Source organism: Pseudomonas sp. N-137, from assembly GCF_034555295.1.
GTDB classification, from domain to species: Bacteria; Pseudomonadota; Gammaproteobacteria; order Pseudomonadales; family Pseudomonadaceae; genus Aquipseudomonas; species Aquipseudomonas rhizophila.
Window position 1 is genome coordinate 138,824 of the sequence record NZ_JAXUDQ010000032.1, and the last position, 25,669, is coordinate 164,492.

Genomic DNA, 25,669 nt, shown 5'->3' on the forward strand with positions numbered 1-25,669 from the left:
CTATCAATAGATGACGTCGATCAAGATGTCGTTGATGATTTCTGATAGAGGGCGAAGCAAGCTTCCGCCAAAGCCGAGCGTGGAGCGCCGCGGCGCATGATCAGACCCAGCGGGACCAGAGTTTGCGCGTCTTCGATGGGCTGGATGCGCAAGTCTCGGGTCAGCATACCCAGGCCACTGTTCATCGGCATCACGGCGCAACACAGTCCGCCGTGTACGGCTTGTAACAATTGATGCACCGCGTCGGTTTGCAGCAGAGGGCGGGGTGTGAGGCCCCGACTGTGGAAGTTGTGGTCGATGGACTGACGAAAATGCATGCCGCTGGTGAGCATGCCCAGGGGCAACTCGATCAGCGCTTCCCAGCTCAGCGGCTGCTCGCCGAAATAGAAGTATCGCTGGTCAAAGAGCAAGCCCATGCGCGTATGGTTGAAGGGCAGGGCGTCGAAGCGCTCGGTGTCCAGGCGCTCCAGATAGGAAATGCCCAGGTCGATGCGGTTGTTCGCCAGTTGTTCGAGGATGCGTTCGGAGCTTAAGGATGACAATTCGAAATGCAGGTTAGGGTGCTCGCTGTGCAGCCGCTGCATCATCGACAACGGATCGAAGTCCGACAATGGCACCACTCCCAGGCGCAGGGTACCCACCAGGTTGCCACGGCAGGCCGCCGCTTCGGCCTGTAGACCGTCATAGGCCGCCATGACCGTGCGTGCCCAGGCCAACACCCGCTCCCCGGGAGCGGTGAAACCTTCAAAGCGCTGGCCTCGATTGACCAGCGGCAGGCCCAGCTCTTCCTCAAGGCTGCGCAGGCGCATTGACAGGGTCGGTTGGGTGATGTGGCAGCGCGCGGCCGCTTGGCCGAAGTGGCGGGTTTCGTCGAGCGCGATGAGAAATTTCAGCTGCTTGATGTCCATCTTCGTTCCAGGGCGCGGGAAGGTTGGGATTCTAGCGCTTTGTGCGCGGCAGGGTCATTGGTCGGCTGGGAACCGGGTTCGTTTGGCTTGGTCTAGGCTTTTGCGTCTGGACACTTAAACCTATGGAGAGAACACGATGAGCCTTTTCAGTTTTTTGAAAGATGCCGGTGAGAAAATTCTTGATGCACTGACGCCCGACAAGGCACAGGCCAACAGCGAAGCGCTGACCAATCACGTAAAGGAGGCGCTGACAGGCATTGATACTTCAAAGATCCAGGTGAAAGTCGAGGGCGAAAAAGTCATTGCCTCGGGTGAAGCCGCGACCCAGGAAGAGAAAGAAAAGATTTTGTTGGCGCTGGGCAACGTGCACGGTATCAGTGAAGTCGATGACCAAATCACCGTGACGGGTCCTGTGGCCACTGAGGCCAAGTTCGTTACCGTCGTAAAAGGTGACACCCTGAGCGCCATTTCCAAGCGTGTTTATGGTGATGCGAACAAGTACAACAAGATTTTTGAAGCCAACAAACCGATGCTGTCGCATCCGGACAAGATCTATCCGGGGCAGGTGCTGCGCATTCCCGAATAAAGCTTGAGGACCGCATTGTCTTCATCGCGAGCAGGCTCGCTCCCACACTGGATCTGTGGCGAACAAGGAACCCTTGTGGGAGCGAACCTGCTCGCGGTGCAAACTGCCGGGTATCAAAGTCCGGCAATCAAATCCCGATAATCCCCCAACGCCTCGAACTCCCCCGTATCCTTCGGCCCCTTGCGGCTGTCCGGTACGCTGACCGCCAGCAGGTGTGCCACGCCGAATTCCCGGGCGCTGCGCAGCACTGGCAAGGTGTCGTCGATAAACAGGCTGCGGGCCGGGTCGAAGTTCAGATCGGCTTGCAGGGCATCCCAGAACTGCGGGCTTTCCTTGGGAAAACCGTAGTCGTGAGAGCTGATCAAACGTTCGAAGTAAGGGGCCAGTTCGATGCGTTCCAGCTTCAGGGACAATGAGTCGCGATGGGCGTTGGTGATCATTACCACCCGTTTACCCGCCCGCTGGATCGCCGCCAGGAACGTGTCGGCGTCCGGGCGCAGGGCAATCAGGTGCGCGGTTTCCAGCTTCAGTTCGCGCACCGGCAGTTTCAGCTCGGTGCTCCAGAAGTCCAGGCAATACCACTGCAATTGGCCGGCGTTGCGCTCGAACAGCGGCTGCAACTCCAGCTCCGCCATGGCCCGGCTCACGCCATGCAGTTCGGCGTAGCGTTGGGGCAAGTGTTCCATCCAGAAATGGTTGTCGTAATGCAGGTCCAGCAGGGTGCCGTCCATGTCCAGCAGCACCGTATCGATCTCGTGCCAGGGCAGCAAGGCCATAAAACTTCTCCAGCGGTAATCGGATATCCGACACAAACAATCAGAATAGGCCGGGTATAGTAGCCCGCTATCGCCCAGGGAGCCGTTTATGCGCCAGAAACCCACCATACTCGATCGACGGATCGTCGCCACCAGCCGCCTGTTTTGCGTGGAAGAACTGAAACTGCGGTTTTCCAACGGCGTGGAGCGCACCTATGAGCGTTTGGCGGGCAAGGGCGCAGGTTACGGCGCGGTAATGATCGTGGCGATGCTCGACGCCGATCACGCCGTGTTGGTGGAAGAATACTGCGGCGGCACCGATGCCTACGAATTGTCCCTGCCCAAGGGTTTGATCGAGCCGGGTGAAGACGTGTTGGCGGCTGCTGAGCGGGAGCTTAAAGAAGAGGCCGGTTTTGGTGCGCGTCAATTGGAGCACCTGACTGAACTGTCCCTGTCCCCCGGCTACATGAGCCAGAAGATCCAGGTGGTGCTGGCGACCGATCTCTATGAAGAGCGGCTGGAAGGCGACGAGCCTGAGCCGATGCGCGTGGACAAGGTCAACCTGCGTGAGTTGTCGGCCTTGGCGCAAAACCCTCAATTCACGGAGGGCCGGGCCTTGGCGGCGCTGTACCTGGCCCGTGACCTGCTGACCCAGCGCGGAGCGTTCCTGTCATGAATTTCCCCCATCCTCTAATGGCCCCTGTGGTCGAGCTGGCGCTCAAGGCCGGTGAGGCGATCCTGCCGTTCTGGCGAGCCAATGTGCAGGTCAACCATAAGGCCGACGCATCGCCGGTGACCGCCGCGGACATGGCCGCTCACGATGTGATCGTGGCCGGGCTGACCGCGTTGGCGCCGGATATTGCAATCCTCTCCGAAGAGGACGCCAATATTGCGCAAAGCGTGCGCGCCGGTTGGCAACGCTGGTGGCTGGTGGACCCGCTGGACGGCACCAAGGAGTTCATTTCCGGCAGCGAAGAGTTCACCGTCAATATCGCACTGATCGAGCAGGGGCGGGTGGTGTTTGGCGTAGTGTCGATGCCCACCAATGGTCGCTTTTACGTCGGTGGCGCGGGGCTTGGTGCCTGGCGTGGCGACAAGGGGGGCGAGCCGTTGCCGATCGAAGTGCGTAACGTGCCGGCGCCGGGTGATGCTTTTACGGTGGTCGCCAGCCGTCGCCATACCAGCCCGGAGCAAGAGCGTCTCTTGGGCGGCTTGAGCGAGAGCCTGGGTGAGTTGCAACTGACCAGCATCGGCAGTTCGTTGAAATTCTGCCTGCTGGCCGAGGGCGCGGCGGATTGCTATCCGCGACTGGCGCCGACGTCCCAGTGGGACACCGCCGCCGCCCAAGGCGTGCTGGAGGGTGCGGGCGGCGAGGTGCTGGACCTACGCGGCGAGCCGTTCTGCTATCCGCCGCGGGAGTCGCTGTTGAATGAATCCTTCCTGGCGTTGCCGGCAAAGGCGGCGTGGCGTGGGAAACTGCTGGAACTGGCCCGCTCCTGAATCGACTGCCCCTTGCTGGACCTGGGACAGTTGTTGTGGCGAGGGAGCTTGCTCCCCCTGGGCTGCGAAGCGGCCCCAATGCGTCTGCTGCGCAGCCGAGCGGGAGCAAGCTCCCTCGCCACAGGGGTTTTTGTGATGCTCGGGGGTCAGCGGTGCAACACGTACTGCCCCACAAATTGCACCGCTGGTGCTTCGCTCCCGGCATTTATCACCTGGGTCTGCAAGGTCAGTCGTGCGCGTCCGTAGCGCCGGTAGGTGGCCAGAAAGCGTTTCCAGACCTTTTCTTCGGGAGCCTGGCAAATGACTGTGGCGTCCCTCGTGACTGGCAGTGGATAGCTGATCTGCCCTTCCTGAATGACGATATGCCCGTCCTCAATGCCCTCTTCGCGCAAGGCCAGGTGCAGCCAGCCCCAGCCGCCCAGCACTGCGCCGCAGTACAGGCTGCCGCCGAACATGGTGCTCTTGTGGTTGACGTTGGCCTCCAGCGGTAAAAACAGGCGCAGTTGCCGGGCCTGCCAGTCGAGCACCTTCAGGCCCATGTCCCGCGTCAACGGGATGTCGTGGTGCAGGATCGATTCCAGGTAGCGGCTGTCGCGGTTCATGCAGGGCCTCTTTTGAAAGGGAAGATGGCAATCACTCAAGCAGACTCAGTCGGACTCATCGGCATGGCCCTGGCTGTCGCCGAAGTTCAGCCCATGCTTGCGTAACTTGTCGTGCAAGGTCTTGCGCGGAATGCCCAGGGCTTCGGCGAGGCTGCGCACCGAGCTGTGAGGGCGGGCCAGTTCGGCGGCGATCAGGGTTTTCTCGAAGTTCTCCACCTGCTCGCTCAAGCCGCCGCTGATCACTTCGACCGGGGCACCGGGGCTACCGTCGGGCGCGCTGTTGTCCAGGGCCAGTTCCAGACCCAGGGCAAAACGCTCGGCGGCGTTCTGCAATTCTCGCACGTTGCCCGGCCAGCTATGGCGCAGCAGCAATGCCCGTTGGGCCGGTTGCAACTCGTGGGGCGGCAGGCCGTGACGGGCGCTGGCTTCGTCGGCGAAATGCTGGAACAGCATCAGGGCATCCTCACCGCGTTCACGCAGCGGGGGGATACGCAACGGCGCGACGTTCAGGCGGTAATACAGGTCGGCGCGAAAACGACCCTGATCAGCGGCCTGACGCAGGTCTTCCTTGGTGGCGGCGATGACGCGGATGTCCAGCGGGATCTGTTGATTGCCCCCCAGTCGTTCCACTACTCGCTCTTGCAGCAGCCGCAGCAGTTTGACCTGAACGTCCAGGCTCATGCTTTCGATTTCATCGAGAAACAGCGTACCGCCGTTGGCGAACTCGAACTTGCCGATGCGGCGCTTCTGCGCGCCGGTGAAAGCGCCGGGCTCATGACCGAACAGCTCGCTCTCCACCACCGACTCGGCCAGGGCTCCGGCGTTGATCGCGACGAAGGGGCCGTTGCGCCGGCCCGACAGATCGTGCAGGGCTCGGGCGACTACCTCCTTGCCGGCCCCGGTTTCTCCGAGGATCAGCACATCGGCGCGGGTCGCCGCTAACGCACCGATCTGCTCGCGCAGGCGCAGTATCGAGGGCGATTGGCCGACGAGCCGGGCGCTGAGTTCATGGCGGTCGCTCAGGGCCAGGCGCAGGCTGCGGTTGTCCAGTACCAGGCGCCGCAAGGCCAGGGCCCGGCGCACGCTGTCGAGCAGGTGATCGCTGGGGAAAGGTTTCTCAAGGAAGTCATAGGCTCCGGCGCGCATGGCCTGGACTGCCAGCGGCACGTCGCCATGGCCGGTGATCAGCAACACCGGCAGCTCCGGGTCCTGGGCATGGAGTTCGCTCAGCAACTCAAGGCCGTCGATGCCCGGCATGCGAATGTCACTGACCACCACACCCGGCCAGTCGCGAGACAGTTGCCCGGCCACGCCTTTGGCCTCGGCCAGGGACAGGACCTTCAGGCCGGCCAGGTCGAGGGTCTGGCTCAAGGCCTGACGCAAGTGGGGATCGTCGTCGATCAATACCACCTCAATCCGGTTATCGATGGTCATACACTACGGTCCTCGGACGGTTGCAGGCTCACACCGGGCGCGCCAGCGCGCAACTTCAGGGTAATCAGGGCGCCGCCTTCCTTGTGATTGGCGAACGACAGTTCACCGCCGAAGGCGCGCATCAGGGTGTCGCAAATCGCCAGCCCCAGGCCAAGGCCCTGGGTGCGGGTCTTGGTGGTGTAGAAGGGCTCGCCCGCGCGACCAAGGGCTTCCATGCAAAACCCCGGGCCGTTATCGCGGATGTACAGGTTGACGCCGGTTTCGGTGGCTTCGGCACTGAGCCAGAGTTTGCGCGGTGGGCCTTTTTCAGTCAGGGCGTCGAGAGCGTTGGCCAGCAGGTTGCCGAGCACCTGGCGCAAGCGCGTTTCCCCGGCCTCGACCCACAAAGTGGCGGCCGGCAGGTCGCGGATCAGTTCCACTTCCATGCTGCGCCGGCGCTTGGCGAGCAGTGCCAGGGCATCGTCCAGCGCCGGTTGCAGGGCGACACTTTCCGGGGCGTGACGGTCGCGGCGGGCGAAGGCGCGCAAGTGGGCAATGATCGAGGCCATGCGAGCGGTCAGCTCACTGATCAGCTTGAGGTTGCCTCGGGCGTCCTCGGTACGCTGGTGATCGAGCAATATTTCGGCGTTTTCGGCATAGCTGCGGATCGCCGCCAGCGGCTGGTTGAGTTCGTGGCTGATGCTGGCCGACATGGTGCCCAGGGCTGACAGCTTGCCGGCTTGCACCAGGTCATCCTGGGCGCGGACCAGTTCCTGCTGGGCCTGCTCGCGTTCCAGCACCTCTTGCTTGAGTCGCCGGTTCAGGCCTTCCAGGTCACTGGTGCGCTCGGCTACCCGGCCTTCCAGCTCCTGACGGGCCTTGCCTTCGAAGGCGATGCGGTCCAGGTAATGCCGCCGGCGCTGCATCATCAACCCGAGCAACAGCATCAGGACCAGCAAGGCCGCACCGCCGATGACCACCACGGTGCGCACCGGACGGTCGATCAGGGTACGCGGGGCGAGAATGCTCACGCTCCAGCGGGTCTCCTCAATGGACTGGGTCTGGATCAGCCAGGCGTTCGCATCCAGATTCAGCGGCTTGGGGTCGCGGGTCGGGTAGGGCTGTACGGCGCTGATGGACTGGCGCTCCTCGTCACTTAAGGGGCGGGTCGCGCGAAATCGCCATTCTTGTCGCGAAGTGAGGATCACCACGCCGTTGTGGTCGGTCACCAGCAGTTGTTCGGGGGTTTTGCCCCAGAGGCTTTCGGTGTGGTCCAGATCCACCTTGACCACCAGTACGCCGATCACTTTTTCCCGGTCGCGCACGGCAGCGGCGAAGAAGTAACCGCGCTTGGCCGAGGTGGTGCCCAAGCCGAAGAAGCGTCCCAGCCGCCCGGCCATTGCTTCAATGTAATACGGCCGGAAGGCAAAATTGCGTCCGACGAAACTGTCGTGTTTATCCCAGTTCGATGCCGCGAGGGTCTTGCCGGTGGGGTCCATCAGGTACATGACTTCTGCGCCGGTCTGGGCGCTGATGTTTTTCAGCAGTCGATTGGCATTGCCCTGGATGATGCCGTCGTCCGGTGCCAGTAAAGTGGCGCGCAGGGCCGGCAGCTCACCGAGAATCTGTGGCAGCACTTCATAGCGGTGCAGGGTGCCCAACAGGTTGGCGACGTAGAGATCGAGGGTCTGGCGGTTCTGCCCAGCCAGTTCACTGCGGTAGTAACGCTCGGCCAGATGTTCCAGCGGCCACAGCAACGGCGCCAGGCACAGCGCAAGCAAGGCCAGGCTGCGCCAGCGGGGTCTGCGGGGAAGAGTGGAATTCATGAGCATCAGGCGCCTGTGGGGACAGGCGCATTATGCCTACGACAGACGTTAGCGTCTGCGATCAGGCGAAGACGTCGGCATGCTGGAGTGTTGACGCTGCCTGGTCCTTGTCCGACAGCCGCGGGATGATGTCGCCCAGTTGCCAGTCGATGCCCAGTTGCGGATCGTTCCACAACAGACTGCGTTCAGACGTCGGATCGTAGTAGTCAGTGGTCTTGTAGAGAAATTCAGCGAATTCACTTAACACCACGAAACCATGGGCGAATCCCTGCGGCACCCATAGTTGACGGTGGTTAGCGGCCGAGAGTCGGACCGCTACCCATTTGCCGAACTGCGGCGAACTGCGACGGATGTCCACCGCGACATCAAGCACTTCACCCGCGGTGACTCGCACAAGTTTGCCTTGGGTGTTTTGCAGCTGGTAGTGCAGACCACGCAAGACGCCTTTCTGCGAACGGGAGTGGTTGTCTTGGACGAACTGTGTATCTACGCCGGTCGCCTCCTTGAATGCCTTGGCGTTGAAACTTTCATAAAAAAAGCCACGTTCGTCACCAAATACCTTGGGTTCAACGATTAAAACACCGGGCAGGTCGGTGGCGATTACATTCATATGTGTTTCTCCGGCAGGCGTGAGTATGACAATGGAGGCTATTCTTGCCCAAAGCGGCGACCGACGCGAGCCCAAGGCAAAAAGAGGGGTTGCTTATCCCCCGACTCAATGGCGAGATAGACATCCGATAAAACCACCTCTGGGGTCGTTGTATGCCACTCGCTACGTTGGTTCACCGTGCCAGTTTGCCAAGCCCACAGATCAGTGCCGAACAGGCGCTGGTGCTGCTGCGCTCGAATTACGGACTCAGCGGTGACCTGCGACCCTTGGGCAGCCAGCAGGACCTCAACTATCGCGTCGACAGCGAGCGCGGACGGTTTGTGCTGAAGATTTGCCATGGTGACTACGCTGTCCAGGAACTCCAGGCCCAGCATGCCGCCCTCAAGCACCTGGCCGAGCACGGCGCGGTAAAAGTGCCGCGGGTGATCGCCGCCAATAATGGCCAGGATCTGTTGACCCTGGAGCTCGCAGGGCAAGCGGTTCATGTGCGACTGCTGGAGTACATCGACGGCCAGTCGCTCACCCAGCTTAACCATTGGGGACCTGAACTGGTCACGGGGCTGGGGCGCTTGTGCGCACAAATCGACCTGGCGCTGGCCACGTTCGATCACCCTGGCCTGGAGCGCACCCTGCAATGGGACGCCCGCCACGCCAATGCACTGGTCGGCCATCTGCTGCCCGTCATCGACGATGATCAAGAACGCAACCTGATCGCCGAGGCGGCGCAACAGGCCGAACGCCGCTTGCAGCCGCTCAAGGCCAGCCTGCCGGTGCAGGCGATCCACATGGACATCACCGATGACAACGTGGTCTGGCAGCGCGATGCCCAGCGCCAATGGCAATTGCAGGGCGTCATCGACTTCGGCGACCTGATCCGCACCTGGCGCGTTACCGATCTGTCGGTGACCTGTGCAGCCTTGTTGCACCATGCCGACGGCGATCCGTTTTTCATCCTGCCGGCGATCAAGGCTTACAACGCGCTCAACCCGCTGCAATATGAGGAGCTGCTGGCGCTTTGGCCGCTGATCGTTGCCCGCGCTGCCGTGCTGGTGCTCAGCGGTGAACAGCAGGTATCCATTGACCCGGAAAATCAATACAGCCGCGACAACCTGGACCATGAGTGGGAGATTTTCCGGATTGCTCAGTCGGTCCCGTTCGAACTGATGGAAGCGGCGATCCTCACGTCCGTGGGCCACCATCTGCCACCCGTTGCCAGTGAAGGCTTTGTGCCGCTGTTGCCGACCTTGGTGGGCCGCGAGTTCGCCCTGATCGACCTGGGTGTCCTGAGCCCGCATTTCGAAGCCGGTAACTGGGAGCAGGAGGGGATCGACCAGCGTCTGCTGAGCGAAGCCGCCGCGGTCCATGGATTGGCCGCCAGCCGCTACGGGCAGTACCGATTGTCTCGGACTCGGCCGGACAGCGCCGTTGAACCGGATACTTATCCATTACACGTAGAATTGCAGGTGCCGCGGGGCACGCCGCTGGAATCGCCGTTCGCCGGGGTGGTGCACAAGGCTGCCGACGGCATGTTGCAACTGGACAGCGTGCAACTGAGCATTCGGCTGTGGGGCGTGACATCGCCGCTGCATTCCGGGGCTGCGCTGGTCAAGGGCCAGGTCTTGGGCGAAGTCGATGGACCGTTGCGGGTGCAGTTGTGTCGCGGCGCTCAGCTCAATCCGCCGTTGTTCTGCACGCCATCCAGGGCGCCGGCCTGGCAGGCGCTCTGCCCCTCACCAGCGGTGCTGCTGGGACTGGCCTGCGATGCCGAGCCAGAGATCGACCCCCAGCAGTTGCTGGCCCGTCGCGATGCGAGCTTTGCCCGTTCGCAGAAGCACTATTACGTTGATCCGCCGCGCATTGAGCGCGGCTGGCGCAATCACCTGATCGACATGCAGGGCCGCTCCTACCTGGACATGCTCAACAACGTCGCGGTACTGGGGCACGGGCATCCGCGCATGGCGGCGGTGGCCGCCCGGCAGTGGTCGCTGCTCAACACCAACTCCCGCTTTCACTATGCCGCGATTGCCGAGTTTTCCGAGCGCTTGCTGGCGCTGGCGCCGCCCGGCATGGATCGGGTATTTCTGGTCAACAGTGGCACCGAGGCCAACGACCTGGCGATCCGCCTGGCCTGGGCCTACAGCGGCGGCCGGGACATGCTCAGTGTGCTGGAGGCCTATCACGGCTGGTCGGTAGCGGCCGATGCGGTCTCGACGTCCATTGCCGACAACCCTCAGGCCCTGAGCAGTCGCCCGGATTGGGTGCATCCGGTGACCGCGCCAAACACTTATCGCGGTGAATTCCGCGGCCCCAACAGCGCGCCGGACTACCTGCGCAGCGTCGAGCACAACCTGGCAAAAATCGCCGAACACAAGCGCCAGCTCGCTGGCTTCATCTGCGAACCGGTGTACGGCAATGCTGGCGGGATTGCATTGCCGCCAGGGTATCTGAAGCAGGTCTACGCGCTGGTGCGCGAGCGCGGCGGCGTCTGCATCGCTGACGAAGTGCAAGTCGGCTACGGGCGCATGGGCGAATTTTTCTGGGGCTTCGAAGAACAGGATGTAGTACCGGACATCATCACCATGGCCAAGGGCATGGGTAACGGCCAGCCGCTGGGAGCGGTCATCACCCGTCGGGAAATCGCCGAGGCGCTGGAAGCAGAAGGGTATTTCTTCTCGTCAGCCGGCGGCAGCCCGGTCAGTTGCCAGATCGGCATGGCCGTGCTGGACGTCATGGAAGAAGAACAACTGTGGGAAAACGCCAGGGCAGTGGGTGGGCATTTCAAGGCCCGCCTGCAAGCTTTGATCGACCGATATCCGTTGGTCGGTGCGGTGCATGGCTCCGGTTTTTACCTGGGCGTGGAACTGATCCGCAACCGCGACACCCTTGAGCCGGCCACCGAAGAAACCACGGCGCTGTGCAATCGCCTGCGGGAGCTGGGTATTTTCATGCAACCGACCGGCGACTACCTGAACATCCTCAAGATCAAACCGCCGATGGTCACCACCCGCCAGAGCGTGGATTTCTTTGTCGATATGTTGGTGAAGGTGTTGGACGAGGGGCTTTGACTAACTGAGGCAAACGCTTTCCCTGTGGGAGCGGGCTTGCTCGCGATAGTGGTGAACCCGTCTGCAGCGATGTCAGATGGGGGATCGCATTGCGAGCAGGCTCGCTCCCACAAGGTTTTGCGCGGTCGATAGTTCGATTTTTGTCGGTGTTTTTTGCGACTGGCGTGTGTTATTAAATATGTATCGCTTCTAAAGTCGATTTTTATCGGTTATAAAGTCGACACCACACATGCTCTGGAGCTCCCTTCATGAGTCGTATCGTCACCGTTGCCGCCACCCAGATGGCCTGTTCCTGGGACCTGGAGGCCAATATCGAGATCGCTGAACAGCAGGTTCGCGAGGCCGCTGCCAAAGGGGCGCAGATCATTCTGCTTCAGGAGTTGTTCGAGACGCCGTACTTTTGCCAGAAGCCCAACCCGGACTACCTGCAATTGGCGACTCCGGTCGAAGATAACGTCGCCATCAGGCATTTTCAGAAAGTCGCCAGGGAGCTTCAGGTCGTCTTGCCCATCAGCTTTTTTGAACGGGCCGCTCGTGCGCGTTTCAACAGTATTGCGATCATTGATGCCGACGGCCGTAACCTGGGGGTATACCGCAAGAGTCACATCCCGGACGGGCCTGGCTACCATGAGAAGTACTATTTCAACCCTGGCGATACCGGTTTCAAGGTCTGGAATACCCGCTACGCCAGGATCGGCGTGGGCATCTGCTGGGACCAGTGGTTTCCCGAGTGCGCCCGCAGCATGGCGCTGCAAGGTGCGGAAATCCTGTTTTACCCGACCGCCATTGGCAGCGAGCCGCACGACAAGAGCATTTCGTCCCGCGATCACTGGCAGCGCGTGCAACAAGGCCATGCCGGCGCGAACGTAATGCCGCTGGTGGCCAGCAACCGCATCGGCAACGAAGAGCAAGATGGCTACGACATCACGTTCTACGGCTCCTCGTTCATCGCCAATCAGTTCGGTGAAAAGGTCCAGGAATTGAACGAAACCGAAGAAGGCGTGCTGGTGCACAGCTTTGACCTGGACGAGCTGGAACACATTCGCAGTGCCTGGGGCACTTTTCGTGATCGTCGTGCGGACCTGTACGGCTCGATCAAAACCCTCGATGGCTCACTGGAGTCCTGATTTATGACAACGTTGCACAGCACTCCCCGCGCGGATGGTTTCCACATGCCTGCCGAGTGGGCACCCCAGACCCAGGTCTGGATGGTCTGGCCCGAGCGCCCTGACAACTGGCGCCTGGGCGGCAAGCCCGCGCAGGCCGCTCATGTGGCGGTCGCCAAAGCCATCGCCCGCTTCGAACCGGTGACCGTGGCGGTGTCCGCGAACCAATACGAAAATGCCCGGGCGCATCTCGATGTGCCGAATATCCGCGTGGTAGAAATGTCCAGCGACGATGCCTGGGTCCGGGACACCGGCCCGACGTTTGTCATCAATGACAGTGGCGAAGTGCGCGGCGTCGACTGGGATTTCAACGCCTGGGGTGGGTTTGACGGTGGCCTGTACACGCCGTGGAACCGGGATTCGCAAGTGGCCAGCAAGATTCTCGAGATCGAACGTAGCCCGCGTTACCGCACCGAAGGCTTCGTGCTTGAGGGCGGCTCAATCCACGTCGATGGCGAGGGCACCCTGATCACCACCGAGGAATGCCTGCTCAACCGCAATCGCAACCCGCACTTGAGCCGCGAAGACATCGAGGCGGTGCTCAGCGCGCAGTTGGCGGTGGACAAGATCATCTGGCTGCCGGACGGCCTGTTCAACGACGAAACCGACGGGCATGTGGATAACTTCTGCTGCTACGTGCGCCCTGGCGAAGTATTGCTGGCCTGGACCGATGACCCGCAGGACCCGAACTACGCCCGCTGCCACGCCGCGATGGACGTCCTGCAAAACAGCACTGACGCCAAGGGACGCCCGTTCACAGTGCACAAAATGCCAATTCCGGGGCCGTTGTATGCCACTGAAGAGGAATGCGCCGGCGTGGACGCGGTGCAGGGTTCCCAGGAGCGCAATCCGACCGTGCGGTTGGCCGGTTCCTACGTGAATTTCCTGATCGTCAACGGCGGCATCATCGCACCGAGTTTCGACGATCCACTGGATGGCCCGGCGAAGGCGCTTCTGCAAGGGCTTTTTCCAGAGCACGAAGTGGTCATGGTGCCGGGGCGCGAACTGTTACTGGGGGGCGGAAACATCCACTGCCTTACCCAACAACAGCCTGCGCCGCGCACAAAATGAGTGGTGATGTAACAGCCAGGTAATAGCGCTGGCGGCAGCTCTGCGCCGGGCTTTTTGGATCCATTTTGCTTTGGCCCGCGGCCTGATTGGGGATGCGGGCTTTTTTATGTCTGCAGATCGGCAGTGCAGGCACATTGGCATAGCTCTTGTATCTGTATCCCGGCAGTTCTGGGGAGCGGAGCTGAGTTGTTTTGTCATAAACCTTGGATAAATTGGCCGCTCATCAACCAGGAGAGGGCGCTGGAATGAATATGATAAGCGAGCGCACATACCATCCCTTGGCCGTTGTCAATGGTGAGTCGCTTAAAGCTTTGGCACAGTGGTTGAAGTCCAACGGAACGCGTCAGACCAGAGAACCCGACCCGCGTCGGATGATCATGGAACGCTACCCGGATGGCCTGTTCAGCGAGGCTGAGCTGGAAGCACTGTGGGACGTGATGCAAGGATAGAATTCGACGGATTGAGAAAAGGCGCTGGCCAGGATGGCAGCGCTTTTTTTGTGGCTGATGGTTCTGTGTTGAACACTGAGCCCATTTGAAGGTTGTTTTTAGAAGTTTTTCGCCTGATTACAGACGATTCACGAAATTGACACATCATTGAAGGCGGGACTAGGATTCGTCCACGCCTGTGGCTAACAGCCATGACTCTTAAATAATAAAAAGGCCCGCCACGATCATTCGTGGGCGGGCCTTTTCATTATTTTCAGGAGCAAGAGTCCGAAAAAGAGCGCAAAAGCGCCGTTTCGGCTGCCGTCGCAGTGCGTATCAACCCGTATAAGGAAAATAATCATGTTGAACAAGCGCATTGCTCTGATCGCACTGGGGATTTTAAACACGACATATGCCATGGCCAGCGACCAGGCTGAGTCCAAGGGGTTCGTTGAGGACAGCAGCCTGAACGTGCTGTTACGCAACGCCTATATCAATCGCGACTACAAAAACGGTAATGAAGACAAAGCCGAATGGGGGCAGGCCGCCATCGGAACGTTCTCGTCCGGCTTTACCCAAGGCACTGTCGGTGTAGGGGTGGACGCCTTCGGACTGTACGCGCTGCGTCTGGATGGCGGCAAAGGTCGCAGCGGTGCGGGCGGCATCGACTTCTTCAAGCAAGGCGACAGCGGCAACGCGGCCGATGACCTGTCCAAGTTTGGTGCGGCGGTCAAATTCCGTGTTTCCAATACTGTGTTGGCCTACGGTGACCAGATGCCGGCGTTGCCGGTGCTGAGCTACGACAACTCGCGCCTGCTGCCGGAAAGCTACACCGGCACGCTGATCACCTCCAAAGAGATCAAGGGCCTGGAGCTGAACGCTGGACGTTTCACCGCCGAGTCGCGCAAAAGCGCCGAGGGTCGTGACAGCGGTGGCCTGAAGTCGATCAACGTATTGGGCGGCAGCTATCAGTTCACCGAGCAGTTCAAGGCTTCGCTCTACGCCTCGGATGTCGAGGACGTGTTGAAGAAGCAGTACGTGAACGCCAACTACGTATTCCCGCTGGCCGAGGATCAATCCCTGACCCTGGACTTCAACGGCTATCGCACCAAGCTGGACAACAGCTATGTTCGCGAAAACAACGTTACCGGCGACGACAACAAGATCTGGAGCCTGGCCGCCACCTTCGCCACCGGCCCGCACAGTTTCACCCTCGCTCACCAGCGCAGCACTGGTGACAGCAACCTGGGCTACGCCTATGGCGGTTATCAGCGCGGGCAGAATCGTGTAGGGGACGGCGGCAATACGATCTACCTGGCCAACTCCTACTGGTCCGACTTCAATGCTGAAGACGAGCGCAGCTGGCAACTGGGTTATGGCCTGGATTTCACCACGTTCGGGGTTCCCGGTCTGACGTATAACGTGGCTTATGTGCGTGGCGATAACATCACCACCTCCACCAGCGAAGGTGGCACCGAGCGCGAGATCTTCAACCAGTTCAAGTACGTAGTCCAGAACGGTCCCGCCAAAGACCTGAGCGTGCGGTTGCGCAGTTCCTTCCTGCGTGTTTCGCAGAAATCCAGCGAGTACAACGTCAGCGGCAATGAGCTGCGGGTGTTCGTGGATTATCCGATCAGCGTCTTCTGATGCCTGATCACGTTACAAGCGTCTGATGAAAAACCCCGAGCGCAAACTCGGGGTTTTTTCTTTGGACGGCAAAAAAAACGTTGGAACAGTCTGTTTTCCCGAGAAAAAGTCGTACTAATGAAACATTGTCCACCGTTTCAAGCATGGCTTGAAATGCCTCAAATACTTTCTCATGGACGTAAATCCTGTACCTACTAGATTAGGCTGCTCAATGCAGTGGAGACCTATGAAAAATGATCGTTCTGAACAGGGAAGTAGGCGAAGCGCTGAGGCGTGACAAATACGTCAACGTCCGCGGTGGAGACTTCAATCTCTACGGTCATTTCGGCGACTTTGTCCGGCTGACCAAGAGCTGGGAAAACATGGAGCCCGACAGCTACTACGGCCAGGCCGAGTCAGGCATGCGTTTTCGCCGCTATAGCGACTTCGAATACAACCCCAGGACCCGCGACCTTACGCAGCTCGAGCATCGGGCCTACATTCAGTCCAAGGCCAACAACAGCTATGTCGGTGGACTGGAGCGGCACTTCCAGGACTTTTCCAACGAAGTGATCAACTCACCGGTGATGCGCAGTCTGATCGACACGGACTTTGAGGTGTACAAGAACGTCCTTCCCCAGGAGCTGCACGAGGAAATCTGGCAGTGCCAGATCCACCAGATCCGTATCGAGATCAAGCCGGGCAAGCAACTGGAAATCACCCCTGAAGGGATCCATTGCGACGGGTATCCGTTCAGCGGCGTGCACTTCTGGGGCCGTCATAATGTGGCCGGCGCAGAGAGTCGTCTGTACACCGCCCAGGAAGAACAACTGGCGGCGATTACCTACGAGGACATTCTCGACACCACGTTTTTCCTCGACCGCGACATGCGCCATTACGTCACCCCGGCCCGGAACGTCCACAGCCATGAAATGGCTTTCAGGCAGATCCTGGCGATTTCCTTCTCGCGGCCCGGGACCGCTTTCGACATTGTTCGCTGAACAGCTCGAACCCATGGACGATCTGGAGCAACAGGTTCTGTTGCGCCGGGCAATGGTCAGGGACGCCGAACGACTGGAGCAGTTTTTTCGCGGTTTCGACGAAGTGTCGTTCTGCGAGTGGCAGGATGCCCGATTCTTGCGCGGGGTGTTGTTGCAGGACACCACCACCGCGTACCTGGCCGTCGATGTCAGCGGTGAAGTGGTGGGGGCGGTGATTGGCGGCATGCTCGGCACCCGTGGCACCATCAATCACTTGGCCGTTAGCCCGGGGCATCGAACCCGAGGCCTGGGCCAGCGTCTGGTGGAGGCTGCATCGGCCGACATGAAACGGGTCGGCGTACTGCGCATGTTCCTGTTCGTCGACGATGCTAATCTGGCCGGCAAACGGTTTTGGGCAGCCCAAGGCTTTTGTGAGCCTCGGGGTGAAATCACTTTCGAGAGGGATCTATGAGCAAGACTTCCAGCCAGCCGCTGGTGGTCGAACCACAAGCCTCGCGTACCTTTGCTGAAGCCAGTCCGGTGGTAGCGGGTTATTTTACGGTTTCGTTTGTGTTCGGTCTGATGGCGGTCAACGCCGGGTTGCCCTTGTGGCTGCCGGTGGCGATGTGCCTGTTCGTTTACGCGGGCGCTTCGCAATTTGCGGCGCTGGCGTTGATTTCCAGTGGAGCATCGCTGACCACTATCGTGCTCACCACCTTCCTGATCAACGCGCGACACATGCTGATGTCGGTCTACATGGCCAAGGCATTGCGTGCGCTGGGGCTCAGTCGTTTCGAGCGCTGGTGCTACGCGGCGGGGCTCACGGACGAGTCATTCGCTTTCCACAGCGTCAAGCTCGGCACCGGTGCGCCGGTCAGCGTGCGTTACCTGATCGGCTTCAACCTCTTTTGCCACACCTCCTGGGTGCTGGGTGGCCTGTTGGGAGCGGTGTGTGCGCAATACGCGGCGCACCTGATCAAATACCAGCTCGACTACGCCTTGACCGCGATGATGCTCTACGTGCTGGTTTCGCTGTGCAATACCCGTAACAAACTGATCGCTGCCCTGGCGGCGGTCGTCTGCATGGGCGGGCTGAGCCTGCTGGGCAGCTCGCCGTTCAATGTCTTCATTGCCACGTTCGTTGGCTGCGGGGTGGGCGTATGCCTGACCAAACGTTCCTGATCCTGGTCGTGGCCCTGATGATGGCGGTGACCTTTCTGCCACGGGCCCTGCCGTTGCAGGTCAATACTGAAAACTGGCCACCGTTCGTCGCCCGCGCCCTGGAATACCTGCCGGTGGCGATCGTCGCTGCCATCAGCCTCACCCCGTTGTTGATCAAGGATCAGCAGATACAACTCGACCGCCCGGAATTCTATGCCGCGATTCCGACGCTGTTATGTGCGTATTTCAGCCGCAACCTGTTTCTCAGTGTGGCGGTGGGCACGGCGGCGTACATCGCGCTCGGTTCGTTCCTTTAGCGTCAGGTCCACAACATCGTGCAGCGCCTGGCCGGACAACTCTGGATTATTCACCGCCAGGCGGACCTCGAGGAAATCCTCGAAGTCCGGGAAAATCGTCAAGTCGTTACGCAGCGCCGCTTCCCGGGACACCAGCCCCAGGCCATCGAGTTGGGTAATCAACGACAATGTCAGCGTTTCACTGCAGGAATACACCATCCGCTGACTCGAGCCGTACTCGCCCAGGCCGGCATCCAGGAAGCGAAGGAAACTGTGGGAATACGGACATTCCTCGGCCGGACGCACCTGAAACTTATCGCCGAGCAAACCGAGGGAGTCGTCCTCTTCGCCACAATGGGCGCCGACCACCTGCACCTGGACGTCCGGCATTGTGATGCTGGAAAAGCCGCTCTGCTGCGGACCGATCAGGATCGCCAGGTCAAAATCTTCGTTCTTGAGCTTGCTCAGGTTCTCCATCGACTCGGCGTAGCTGAACTCCAACTGATACTGGGGAAACACGGCGATCAGCCGATCGATCATCCGCCGGTTGAACTCCGCCGGCAGCGTGGTATTGAGCGCCACTCTCAGCGTGCGCTGCCGAGGCGTCTTCAGCGCCGCGACCTTCTCTTCCAACTGCCGCGTGGCAACCAGCACCTGATCCATGAACGGCGTCAGTTCCGAGCCTTGGCTCGTCAACGTCAGGCCCTTGTTCGACCGCCGGAACAACCGGAAGCCGAACTGCTCCTCAACTTTGTTCAACTGTGCCGCCAATGCCTGCACCGTGAGGCACGAATGTTCCGCCGCCGCCGACAAGGAGCCGGTCTGCACGATGCGCATGAGGTTGCGTAAGGTTCTGCTATCCATGAGGTAATGCCCTCTGCTTAAGTGGGCTCGCTATTGTTGTGCACCTGGCCCGGTCAGGCAGTGCATGCCGGCTATCATCATGTACCTTGCCACGGTTGTCGCGGTTTTGTGGCGAAAAGCTCCGGCAGACGATGGTTGGAGCTTATGCGGGATTTGGGTTTTTTGCCTGATCAACGGTAATCGGGGCGGTCAGCGAGTCCGTAAGTGGCTGGAGCAGAGAAAATTCCTGCACACAGCTTGCTGAATGGTTCAGGTAGAGGGTGGTAAAAATCCGTTTGCGAATAAAAAATAATAATTTATCCGTATTTGTACTACTCTCTAGGTGTCACCCCCTACCAATGGAGCCCAAATTTTATGGCAACCTCCTCCATCACCCTCAACGCGCAGCAACAATTGGACTCCCCGGACGCGGGTCGGGTCGCGTTGAAGTTTTTCTTCAATCTCATGGCGTTGTGGGGCTGCAGTGTCGAGCAGCAGCGCACATTGCTGGGCAAGGTAGGCAACACGACTTTCTATAAGTACAAGCAATTACCGGAAAACGTCAGGCTGCCTCACGACACACTGGAGCGCATTTCCTACCTCATGGGTATTCACAAGGCGCTGAGCATCATCTTCAGCAACAGCCGGGACCGCGCTTACCAGTGGGTCAACAGCCCTAATACCGCTGCGCCCTTCAACGGCCAGTCGGCACTGGCCTACATGCTTGCCGGGCGGGTGGTGGACATTGCCGACGTGCGGCGTTACCTCGACGGAGTGCGCGGTTGATGACGCCACCACTAGCGGACCCGCAATGGAAGCGTGCCTACCGGATCGTCAACAGCAGCTTCCCACCGATTGCGCTGTTCGAAGACGTGCTCGATCCCGAGGACTTGCCCACCGCGTATGCCCTGGAAGCACTGACCAACGATAGGCTCATGGAAGAAGCCGGGGTGCTGTCCCGGGTACGCCCCGAGGACCGCATTTCCGGGCCCGGCTCCTCGCCGGTGATGGCCGCGTTTACCCATATCGGCAAAAGCAGCCGCTTCAGTGACGGCACCTTCGGCGTCTACTACGCCGCCAGCAGCCAGGAAGCGGCCATTGCCGAGACCTGCTACCACCAGGCGCGATTCCTCGGAGCGACCAACGAGCCGGATCTGGAATTGACCATGCGCACTTACGTCAACAAGGTCATCAAGCCGCTGCACGACATCCGCCAGGACTACCCGCACCTGCACGACCCGGACCCCACCGCCTACGGTCCGTCCCAGGTGTTCGCCCGGCAACTGCGCGAAACCTTGTCCTGGGGCTTGCTGTACAACAGCGTCCGCCTGCCCGGCCACGAATGCGTGGCGGCGTTTCGCCCACCGGCGGTTTCGATTCCGGTGCAGGGCAAGCATATCCGTTACGTCTGGAGCGCCCAGAAGCGGGAGATTTCGTTTGTGTTTGAGGTGAGCGAGGTGTGAGTCAGGTCTTTAGGGTGTTTTGGCTGGGCAATAATTATTGCCCAGCCAAAATTTTCAATAATTCGCGAGTATTGAAAGCACGGGCTGCTACACAGCCGAGCGAGAGCAAGCGGCCTCGCCACAAAAGTGGGTCCGGCCGATTGATCAAATCTTGAACTGCTGCACCGAAGACTGCATCGACCCCGCCGCATCGTTCAATTGATCCGCTGTTTGCGTCAGGTTGTGAATCGAGCGGGTGTTCTCGCGGGACTGCGCGGCAATCGACTCCACCCTCTGAGCCATTTCATCGCTGGCCTTCGATTGTTCGGCAATGGTCTGGGAAATTTCCTCCACCACTTCTGCCGCATGCCGGGCGCCGGTGCGGATTTCGCTGATGGACACCCCGGCCTGCTGGGCCAGTGAGACGCCTTCGTCCACGCGGCTGACGCAAGCCTGCATGTTCGCCACCGCATCCCGGGCGCTGGTCTGGATGCGCTCGATCATTGCGGTGATTTCCTGAGTGGACTGGGTGGTGCGCGCCGCCAGGTTACGCACCTCATCGGCCACCACCGCAAAGCCGCGCCCCGCCTCACCGGCGCGGGCGGCTTCGATGGCGGCGTTGAGGGCCAGCAGGTTGGTTTGCTCAGCGATGCTCTTGATCACCTGAATGATGGAATGAATGTCTTCGGACGACGCATCCAGCGCGGTGATCTTGCTGGACGACTGATTGACCACCTCGGCGATCCGGCTCATGCCCTCTACCACCCCAAGAATCACTTGCCCGCCGCTGCTGGCCAGTTGTTCGGACTGCGCTGAAATCGTCCGGGCGCTGTCGGCGTGCTGATGGATCTGGCTGATGTTCGCCATCATCTGCTCCATGCTCGCCGCCATGCTGGTGGCGCTCTGAGCCTGCTGATCGGCGCTGGACACAATCTGCCGCGCCGTATCGCCCAATACGCGCGACGTGCCATGCAACTCGTCACTCTGGCTGCGGATCGTGGCGATCATTTGCCGCAGATTGACCTGCATCTGCTCGATCACACCCTGCAACTGACCCAGCTCATCCTTGCTTTGAGCCCCCATCGAGCGCTGCAAATCCCCTTGGGAAATAGCCTGGGTATTGAGGATGATCTTGTTTAGCGGCGTGAGCACCGCCTTGAGCAGGCTCCAGGACAACAGCGCCAACGCCACACAGGTGGCCAGCAATGTGAAAACCAACCAGCGCTCCGACGTTTGAATGCTGTGGTCCTGATGCTCGCGGGTGGCATGGGCCTGGCTCTCGATCAACTCACTCACCACCTCGTTACGCTCCTCCAGCGCCGAAAACGCCCCGTCGAACTCCGTCCGCAGCGCCCGGCCATCCTGGGCACCCTCCAACGCCTTAGCGATCACCTGCTGAGCCGATGCAATATAGGTTTCCACTTGCGGCTTCAGCTCGGTAATAGCCTGAGCGATCGCTTGCGGCAACTGGGCCTCGGCATTCTCGGCGATGACCTTGCGCATCCGTTGCGCATGCTCATCGAACGCCTCCCTCACCTCCTTGGCTCCCGCGGCATCCCCCGGCGCCACCAGCAAAGCGGCCAACACATCGCCACGAATGGCGTCGTGCATCATGTCCGCCTCCATGTGCTTGCGCATGGCCGAAATACTGGTCTCGCTACGCGCCAGGGCGCTGGTCATGCTGATATAGCCCCACAACCCGATACCGCCGAGCACGAGGGCAAAGAAAAGGCTGATCAACCCCGAGCCTATGATCTTGGTCCTGATCTTCATCGCCTACTACTCCAGAGGGGGCGGGATTTCAGGGCAAGTGTAGTTGAGGGCCGGCGGAGCGCTCGGAGGTTCGCTTTGATTGCTTCGGGCGCTCACGCCCGCTTGCCGATAACGCCAACGACCTGCGGGCCCGAAGACAAGCGATGGGAGCGATTGCACAATGGATGATCAATGCCAGCAGGTGTTTCTCGACGCCGGGCATCGAAATACCCCGTATGAATAAGGAGATCCTGATGGCCACTGCACATGTTTTCATCGCCACCAGCCTGGATGGCTTCATCGCCAGGCCCGACGGTGACATCGACTGGCTTTTACAGCGCGATGATCAAACCGAGGACCATGGCTACTCAGACTTCATCGCTGACAAGGACGTGATCGTGATGGGGCGCGGAACCTATGAGAAGGTCCGGACCTTCGACACCTGGTTCTACGAGCGCCCCGTGGTGGTGCTGTCTGAAAGCCTGTTGGATGCGCCAGTGCCCGAAGCGCTGAAGGGCAAGCTCCGGTTCTCTAGCCTCGCGCCCAAGGACGTGATGGAGGAACTGACGTGACAAGGCGTACGTCGGGTCTATGTCGATGGCGGACAGGTGGTGCAGTCATTCCTGCGCGATGGATTAATCACCGACATGGTGATTACCACTGTACCTGTGCTGATCGGCTCCGGAAGGCCATTGTTCGGGGCTCTTGGGCAGGACGTAGATCTGAAACTGGTATCCAGCCGCTGGTTTGCTTCGGGGTTGGTGCAGTCTACCTATCGCTTGGCGACATGATGCGCTTGCGTGGGTATTAGGCCCGCAGCGCCAGAGCGTTCTCGTAGGAAAACGGGGGACAGACCATGGTTGATTTAGTGTCCGCCTACTCATTGCAGCCGGTAATCGTGCTCTGTCCGTAGCCCCCGTGGCGAGGGAGCTTGCTCCCGTTGGGCTGCGAAGCTGCCCTTCTTTAATCCGCTCCTGCAAATACAATTCAATGCTGCCCCCTTGGAGCAGCATTGCCCCCGCGGCTCTTAAGCAGAATGACTCCCCGGCGCCTCCAGCACCTTCACCACGTCATCGATGACGGCTTTGCTCATATCCTGCAAATAACACGACGCCCAGGCGTACCGATCCGTGCTGCGAATCATCGCCGCGTCCTCGGCCAAGAGCTTGGCAACGTGGAGCAGGTCGGAGGCGTGGGATAAGGCTTCGCCGATGGGAATGCCGCTGTTGACGCGGAAGAGGGGACGGTCGGAGTGGTAGGAGAAGGGGGTTAGGCCTGGGGTTTTGAGGTCTTGCGGGTTTGGCATTGTCTGGCTCCTTGACTGTGAGAGCCGCAACCTTCCTTTCCTACGGGATTGGGTGGCGGCCATGCACGGGGTAGGAAAACCGGGAATCAAGGCACCCGGCACACCCGAAGGTGTCCCGCGCACAGCCGCCATAACGCATATCGCAGACACAAAAAAAGCGCCTGCAATAGTAAGCGAGGCGCAGCTGATACGCCTTGATTTACTTCGGGTTTCCTACGCCCGGTCGCTGAATTGGCAGCGATAGTTGGAGGGTAGCGGTCGATTGGATAGGGGACAATCGTGGCGCCATGCTGGCGGGGCTAGAAATTATGTGTCTGGGATTAACGCATCTGGGGCGGACGGAGCGAGCTTGCGTCTGTATAGCAGAATGTCGGTGGTGATGGCCTCATCGCGAGCAGGCTCGCTCCCACAGTATTCAGTGTGTGGATTGAAAGTGGACGTGCAGAAACAACAAAGCCCTCGCATTTCTGCGAGGGCTTCGTTTTTGTATGGTGCGGCACCAGGAGTAAAACACAATGCGCAGAACCCTTTAAAATAAAGGATCAAGCGTGTTCAGAATAAAAAGAAGGTACTCGAATAGGTCCTGGGTCCCTCCGTCGTGCGGGGGGCGTCTGCCTGGAAACTCAGGCCGCGATGATATGAAATTCCGTGGCCTTGGCAATCGGCCTGACGTGATTATTCTCGCGCTTCATTTCAACAAGCCCGTAACCAGACATGGTTTTTAGCGTCCGCGACAGGTTGCTTACCTTTCGCCCAGTAGCCTCGGCCAACGAGGTCAGAGATTCCGGCTGAGTTTCTTTGATGAGCTTGAGCAGCGCCCGGTTTTCGTCACTCAGCACCTCGGCCAGCGACTTCATGGACGGGAACCAAATTTTGGGCTCGGTTGCCTTGGGCTTGTACTCGCCACAGGCAATCGCCAATACACGGGCACGCATCTGCGCTTGCGACATGATGCCAATCTTTAATGTTTTCATTTCTTCACCTGCTCCAACACACGGTCAACGTCTGCGAAAAAATCCCGTAGCAACTGCTGAGCGTCTTTGAATTCATAGGGCACGCCCTTATCCGTGCTCGACCGATGCTTATGGTCGTAGGGTAGGACCTGGCCCGCATATTTGAACTTGGCGGGCTTCACCAAGTGGGCATTGTCATAACCAAGCACCCTGGTTCCACCTCGATCATGCAGGGTGAGCGAGTATTTAATCCCATGCGGGATATGCTCAGAAGGCTCAACCTGGTAGGCCTCGATCTTGGCCCAGTAGCCACCCTCCTGAGCCAAAATTTCTTGGTGCAGGCTCAGTAATGTGTCGAGCCCATAGTCCCTTTGCATGTCACAAACCTTATCATCTGTTGATAAAACGTCAAGGTAGGAAGCAGGTTCACTCAGTCCTCTCGTCGCAACCCTCTAGGTTGCCCACGCAGCCTGCCTTGCGCAATCCCTGCATTGGCAGCGCAGGTGCCCCAGGAAGGTAAAACGGGGACAGATCACGCTTAATTTGGCGTCTGCATATTCATTTCAGCTAGGAATCGTGGCCTGTCCCCGTACTTGTCCGGGATTGGGTGGCGGCCATGCACGGGTAGGAAAACCGGGAATCAAGGCTCCCGCACACTCGAAGGCGTCCCGCGCAAAGCCGCCATAACGCATATCGCAGACACAAAAAACGCCAGCATTAGTAAGCGAGGCGCAGCTGATACGCCTTGATGTACTTCGGGTTTCTTACGCCCGGTCGCTGAATTGGCAGCGACAGTTGGAAGGTAGCGGTCGATTGGATAGGGGACAATCGTGGCGCCATGCTGGCGGGGTTAGAAATTGTGTGTCCGGGATTAACGCATCTGGGGCGGACGGAGCGAGCTTGCGTCTGTATGGCAGAGTGTCGGTGGCGGTGATGGCCTCATCGCGAGCAGGCTCGCTCCCACAGAAAAGTGGGCGTGCAGAAACAACAAAGCCCTCGCATTTCTGCGAGGGCTTTGTTTTGTATGGTGCGGCACCAGGAGTCGAAGCAAGCCATAACTTGCTGATAATTAGTGTTTTATAAACGCTATGGGCTCAGGCTTATCTCAAAATCTACCCTTATGATGGCATTGACTCCCGCGCTCCGTTGTCCGAGTGCAGCACAAGCGGTTCGCGTAAACACTGCTAGCCGATCACGCTGCGTTGCAGTAGCGCAGCGGTTTTCTCGCAGCTTTCCTCCTCGTAAACCTCCCAGCCCAGGGGCTCAGCGAGGGAAGCAGTCTTGAGTAATGCGGCTTTGCGTTCAGCTGAAAAGTACGGCACGACCAGACTCTTTTCGCCCCCCCGAGGCGACAACTATCCTGACGCCGGAGTATGATTG

The 25,669-nt window shown here is 59.7% G+C and carries 26 protein-coding genes and 1 pseudogene; 15 read left to right on the forward strand and 12 right to left on the reverse strand.

Annotated features, from left to right (window positions below; translation table 11 throughout):
* Nucleotides 1-20 precede the first annotated feature (20 nt).
* On the reverse strand, nucleotides 21-908 hold the full coding sequence (locus T3A99_RS27135) for a LysR family transcriptional regulator (protein WP_047226855.1): 888 nt from the start codon (nucleotides 906-908) through the stop codon (nucleotides 21-23).
* A gap of 136 nt (nucleotides 909-1,044) precedes the next feature.
* Between T3A99_RS27135 and lysM the strand changes: the two genes are divergently transcribed.
* The gene (gene lysM / locus T3A99_RS27140) at nucleotides 1,045-1,494 is read left to right on the forward strand and encodes a peptidoglycan-binding protein LysM (RefSeq protein WP_047226856.1); all 450 of its coding nucleotides are present in this window, start codon (nucleotides 1,045-1,047) and stop codon (nucleotides 1,492-1,494) included.
* A 113-nt stretch (nucleotides 1,495-1,607) separates the two neighbouring features.
* Here the strand turns inward: lysM and yrfG are convergent, their stop codons facing one another.
* Nucleotides 1,608-2,270 (reverse strand): GMP/IMP nucleotidase, encoded by a 663-nt coding sequence (gene yrfG, locus T3A99_RS27145; protein ID WP_047226857.1) that lies wholly within the window; start codon nucleotides 2,268-2,270, stop codon nucleotides 1,608-1,610.
* 88 nt (nucleotides 2,271-2,358) lie between these two features.
* Here yrfG and nudE point away from each other — a divergent pair, with 88 nt between their 5' ends.
* Together nudE and cysQ are read left to right on the forward strand one after the other, a co-directional pair.
* The gene (gene nudE, locus T3A99_RS27150; RefSeq protein WP_160894030.1) at nucleotides 2,359-2,925 is read left to right on the forward strand and encodes an ADP compounds hydrolase NudE; all 567 of its coding nucleotides are present in this window, start codon (nucleotides 2,359-2,361) and stop codon (nucleotides 2,923-2,925) included.
* Nucleotides 2,922-3,749 (forward strand): 3'(2'),5'-bisphosphate nucleotidase CysQ, encoded by an 828-nt coding sequence (gene cysQ, locus T3A99_RS27155; protein ID WP_160894028.1) that lies wholly within the window; start codon nucleotides 2,922-2,924, stop codon nucleotides 3,747-3,749. The genes nudE and cysQ overlap by 4 nt, the downstream gene beginning before the upstream one ends.
* A gap of 146 nt (nucleotides 3,750-3,895) precedes the next feature.
* Here cysQ and T3A99_RS27160 read toward each other — a convergent pair whose 3' ends face one another.
* The 4 genes from T3A99_RS27160 to rfbC form a co-directional block, all read right to left on the reverse strand.
* Complete coding sequence (locus tag T3A99_RS27160; protein ID WP_047226860.1) at nucleotides 3,896-4,351, reverse strand: YiiD C-terminal domain-containing protein; 456 nt, start codon at nucleotides 4,349-4,351, stop codon at nucleotides 3,896-3,898.
* Nucleotides 4,352-4,396: 45 nt separating this feature from the next.
* Nucleotides 4,397-5,785: a sigma-54-dependent transcriptional regulator gene (locus T3A99_RS27165; protein ID WP_047226861.1), complete on the reverse strand. Its 1,389-nt coding sequence runs from the start codon at nucleotides 5,783-5,785 to the stop codon at nucleotides 4,397-4,399.
* A complete protein-coding gene (locus T3A99_RS27170; protein WP_047226961.1) occupies nucleotides 5,782-7,590 on the reverse strand; it encodes a sensor histidine kinase in 1,809 nt (602 codons plus the stop codon). Before T3A99_RS27170 ends, T3A99_RS27165 begins: the two co-directional genes overlap by 4 nt.
* 61 nt (nucleotides 7,591-7,651) lie before the next feature.
* Nucleotides 7,652-8,200 carry a dTDP-4-dehydrorhamnose 3,5-epimerase gene (gene rfbC, locus T3A99_RS27175; RefSeq protein WP_274090789.1) on the reverse strand — a complete coding sequence of 183 codons (549 nt, stop codon included), beginning with the start codon at nucleotides 8,198-8,200 and terminating at the stop codon, nucleotides 7,652-7,654.
* 152 nt (nucleotides 8,201-8,352) lie between these two features.
* Between rfbC and T3A99_RS27180 the strand changes: the two genes are divergently transcribed.
* The 9 genes from T3A99_RS27180 (at nucleotide 8,353) to T3A99_RS27220 (ending at nucleotide 18,014) form a co-directional block, all read left to right on the forward strand.
* Nucleotides 8,353-11,265: an aminotransferase gene (locus T3A99_RS27180; RefSeq protein ID WP_322834977.1), complete on the forward strand. Its 2,913-nt coding sequence runs from the start codon at nucleotides 8,353-8,355 to the stop codon at nucleotides 11,263-11,265.
* 248 nt (nucleotides 11,266-11,513) lie between these two features.
* The gene (gene aguB, locus T3A99_RS27185) at nucleotides 11,514-12,392 is read left to right on the forward strand and encodes an N-carbamoylputrescine amidase (protein ID WP_322834978.1); all 879 of its coding nucleotides are present in this window, start codon (nucleotides 11,514-11,516) and stop codon (nucleotides 12,390-12,392) included.
* A 3-nt stretch (nucleotides 12,393-12,395) separates the two neighbouring features.
* A complete protein-coding gene (aguA, locus tag T3A99_RS27190) occupies nucleotides 12,396-13,502 on the forward strand; it encodes an agmatine deiminase (RefSeq protein ID WP_322834979.1) in 1,107 nt (368 codons plus the stop codon).
* A gap of 245 nt (nucleotides 13,503-13,747) precedes the next feature.
* Nucleotides 13,748-13,951, forward strand: coding sequence for a hypothetical protein (locus T3A99_RS27195; protein ID WP_047226869.1), 204 nt, complete (start codon nucleotides 13,748-13,750; stop codon nucleotides 13,949-13,951).
* A gap of 339 nt (nucleotides 13,952-14,290) precedes the next feature.
* Nucleotides 14,291-15,577 carry an OprD family porin gene (locus T3A99_RS27200; RefSeq protein WP_322834980.1) on the forward strand — a complete coding sequence of 429 codons (1,287 nt, stop codon included), beginning with the start codon at nucleotides 14,291-14,293 and terminating at the stop codon, nucleotides 15,575-15,577.
* 233 nt (nucleotides 15,578-15,810) lie between these two features.
* On the forward strand, nucleotides 15,811-16,557 hold the full coding sequence (locus tag T3A99_RS27205; RefSeq protein ID WP_047226871.1) for a 2OG-Fe dioxygenase family protein: 747 nt from the start codon (nucleotides 15,811-15,813) through the stop codon (nucleotides 16,555-16,557).
* Between the two features lie 13 nt (nucleotides 16,558-16,570).
* On the forward strand, nucleotides 16,571-17,008 hold the full coding sequence (locus T3A99_RS27210) for a GNAT family N-acetyltransferase (RefSeq protein ID WP_171061302.1): 438 nt from the start codon (nucleotides 16,571-16,573) through the stop codon (nucleotides 17,006-17,008).
* Nucleotides 17,005-17,718: an AzlC family ABC transporter permease gene (locus tag T3A99_RS27215; RefSeq protein WP_047226872.1), complete on the forward strand. Its 714-nt coding sequence runs from the start codon at nucleotides 17,005-17,007 to the stop codon at nucleotides 17,716-17,718. Before T3A99_RS27210 ends, T3A99_RS27215 begins: the two co-directional genes overlap by 4 nt.
* Nucleotides 17,697-18,014: an AzlD domain-containing protein gene (locus T3A99_RS27220; protein ID WP_047226873.1), complete on the forward strand. Its 318-nt coding sequence runs from the start codon at nucleotides 17,697-17,699 to the stop codon at nucleotides 18,012-18,014. The genes T3A99_RS27215 and T3A99_RS27220 overlap by 22 nt, the downstream gene beginning before the upstream one ends.
* Here the strand turns inward: T3A99_RS27220 and T3A99_RS27225 are convergent.
* Complete coding sequence (locus T3A99_RS27225; RefSeq protein WP_047226874.1) at nucleotides 17,931-18,857, reverse strand: LysR family transcriptional regulator; 927 nt, start codon at nucleotides 18,855-18,857, stop codon at nucleotides 17,931-17,933. The two genes, T3A99_RS27220 and T3A99_RS27225, sit on opposite strands and share 84 nt — an antisense overlap.
* A 354-nt stretch (nucleotides 18,858-19,211) precedes the next feature.
* On the opposite strand from T3A99_RS27225, the gene T3A99_RS27230 reads away from it, so the two are divergent.
* Nucleotides 19,212-19,622, forward strand: coding sequence for an MbcA/ParS/Xre antitoxin family protein (locus T3A99_RS27230; RefSeq protein ID WP_047226875.1), 411 nt, complete (start codon nucleotides 19,212-19,214; stop codon nucleotides 19,620-19,622).
* The gene (locus T3A99_RS27235; protein WP_047226876.1) at nucleotides 19,622-20,299 is read left to right on the forward strand and encodes an RES family NAD+ phosphorylase; all 678 of its coding nucleotides are present in this window, start codon (nucleotides 19,622-19,624) and stop codon (nucleotides 20,297-20,299) included. The genes T3A99_RS27230 and T3A99_RS27235 overlap by 1 nt, the downstream gene beginning before the upstream one ends.
* A 144-nt stretch (nucleotides 20,300-20,443) precedes the next feature.
* Here T3A99_RS27235 and T3A99_RS27240 read toward each other — a convergent pair whose 3' ends face one another.
* Nucleotides 20,444-22,051 carry a methyl-accepting chemotaxis protein gene (locus T3A99_RS27240; RefSeq protein ID WP_322834981.1) on the reverse strand — a complete coding sequence of 536 codons (1,608 nt, stop codon included), beginning with the start codon at nucleotides 22,049-22,051 and terminating at the stop codon, nucleotides 20,444-20,446.
* A gap of 233 nt (nucleotides 22,052-22,284) precedes the next feature.
* Between T3A99_RS27240 and T3A99_RS27245 the strand changes: the two are divergent.
* Nucleotides 22,285-22,821 (forward strand): annotated as a pseudogene (locus T3A99_RS27245) (dihydrofolate reductase family protein).
* 236 nt (nucleotides 22,822-23,057) lie between these two features.
* On the opposite strand, the gene T3A99_RS27250 reads toward T3A99_RS27245, so the two are convergent.
* From T3A99_RS27250 to T3A99_RS27265, 4 genes are all read right to left on the reverse strand, one after another.
* Entirely contained in the window at nucleotides 23,058-23,336 is a 279-nt protein-coding gene (locus tag T3A99_RS27250) for a DUF3077 domain-containing protein (protein ID WP_047226879.1), read from the reverse strand.
* 623 nt (nucleotides 23,337-23,959) lie between these two features.
* Nucleotides 23,960-24,310: a transcriptional regulator gene (locus T3A99_RS27255; RefSeq protein ID WP_107323072.1), complete on the reverse strand. Its 351-nt coding sequence runs from the start codon at nucleotides 24,308-24,310 to the stop codon at nucleotides 23,960-23,962.
* Complete coding sequence (locus tag T3A99_RS27260; protein WP_047226882.1) at nucleotides 24,307-24,666, reverse strand: toxin-antitoxin system TumE family protein; 360 nt, start codon at nucleotides 24,664-24,666, stop codon at nucleotides 24,307-24,309. Before T3A99_RS27260 ends, T3A99_RS27255 begins: the two co-directional genes overlap by 4 nt.
* 807 nt (nucleotides 24,667-25,473) lie before the next feature.
* On the reverse strand, nucleotides 25,474-25,611 hold the full coding sequence (locus T3A99_RS27265) for a hypothetical protein (RefSeq protein ID WP_322835001.1): 138 nt from the start codon (nucleotides 25,609-25,611) through the stop codon (nucleotides 25,474-25,476).
* Nucleotides 25,612-25,669 lie beyond the last annotated feature (58 nt).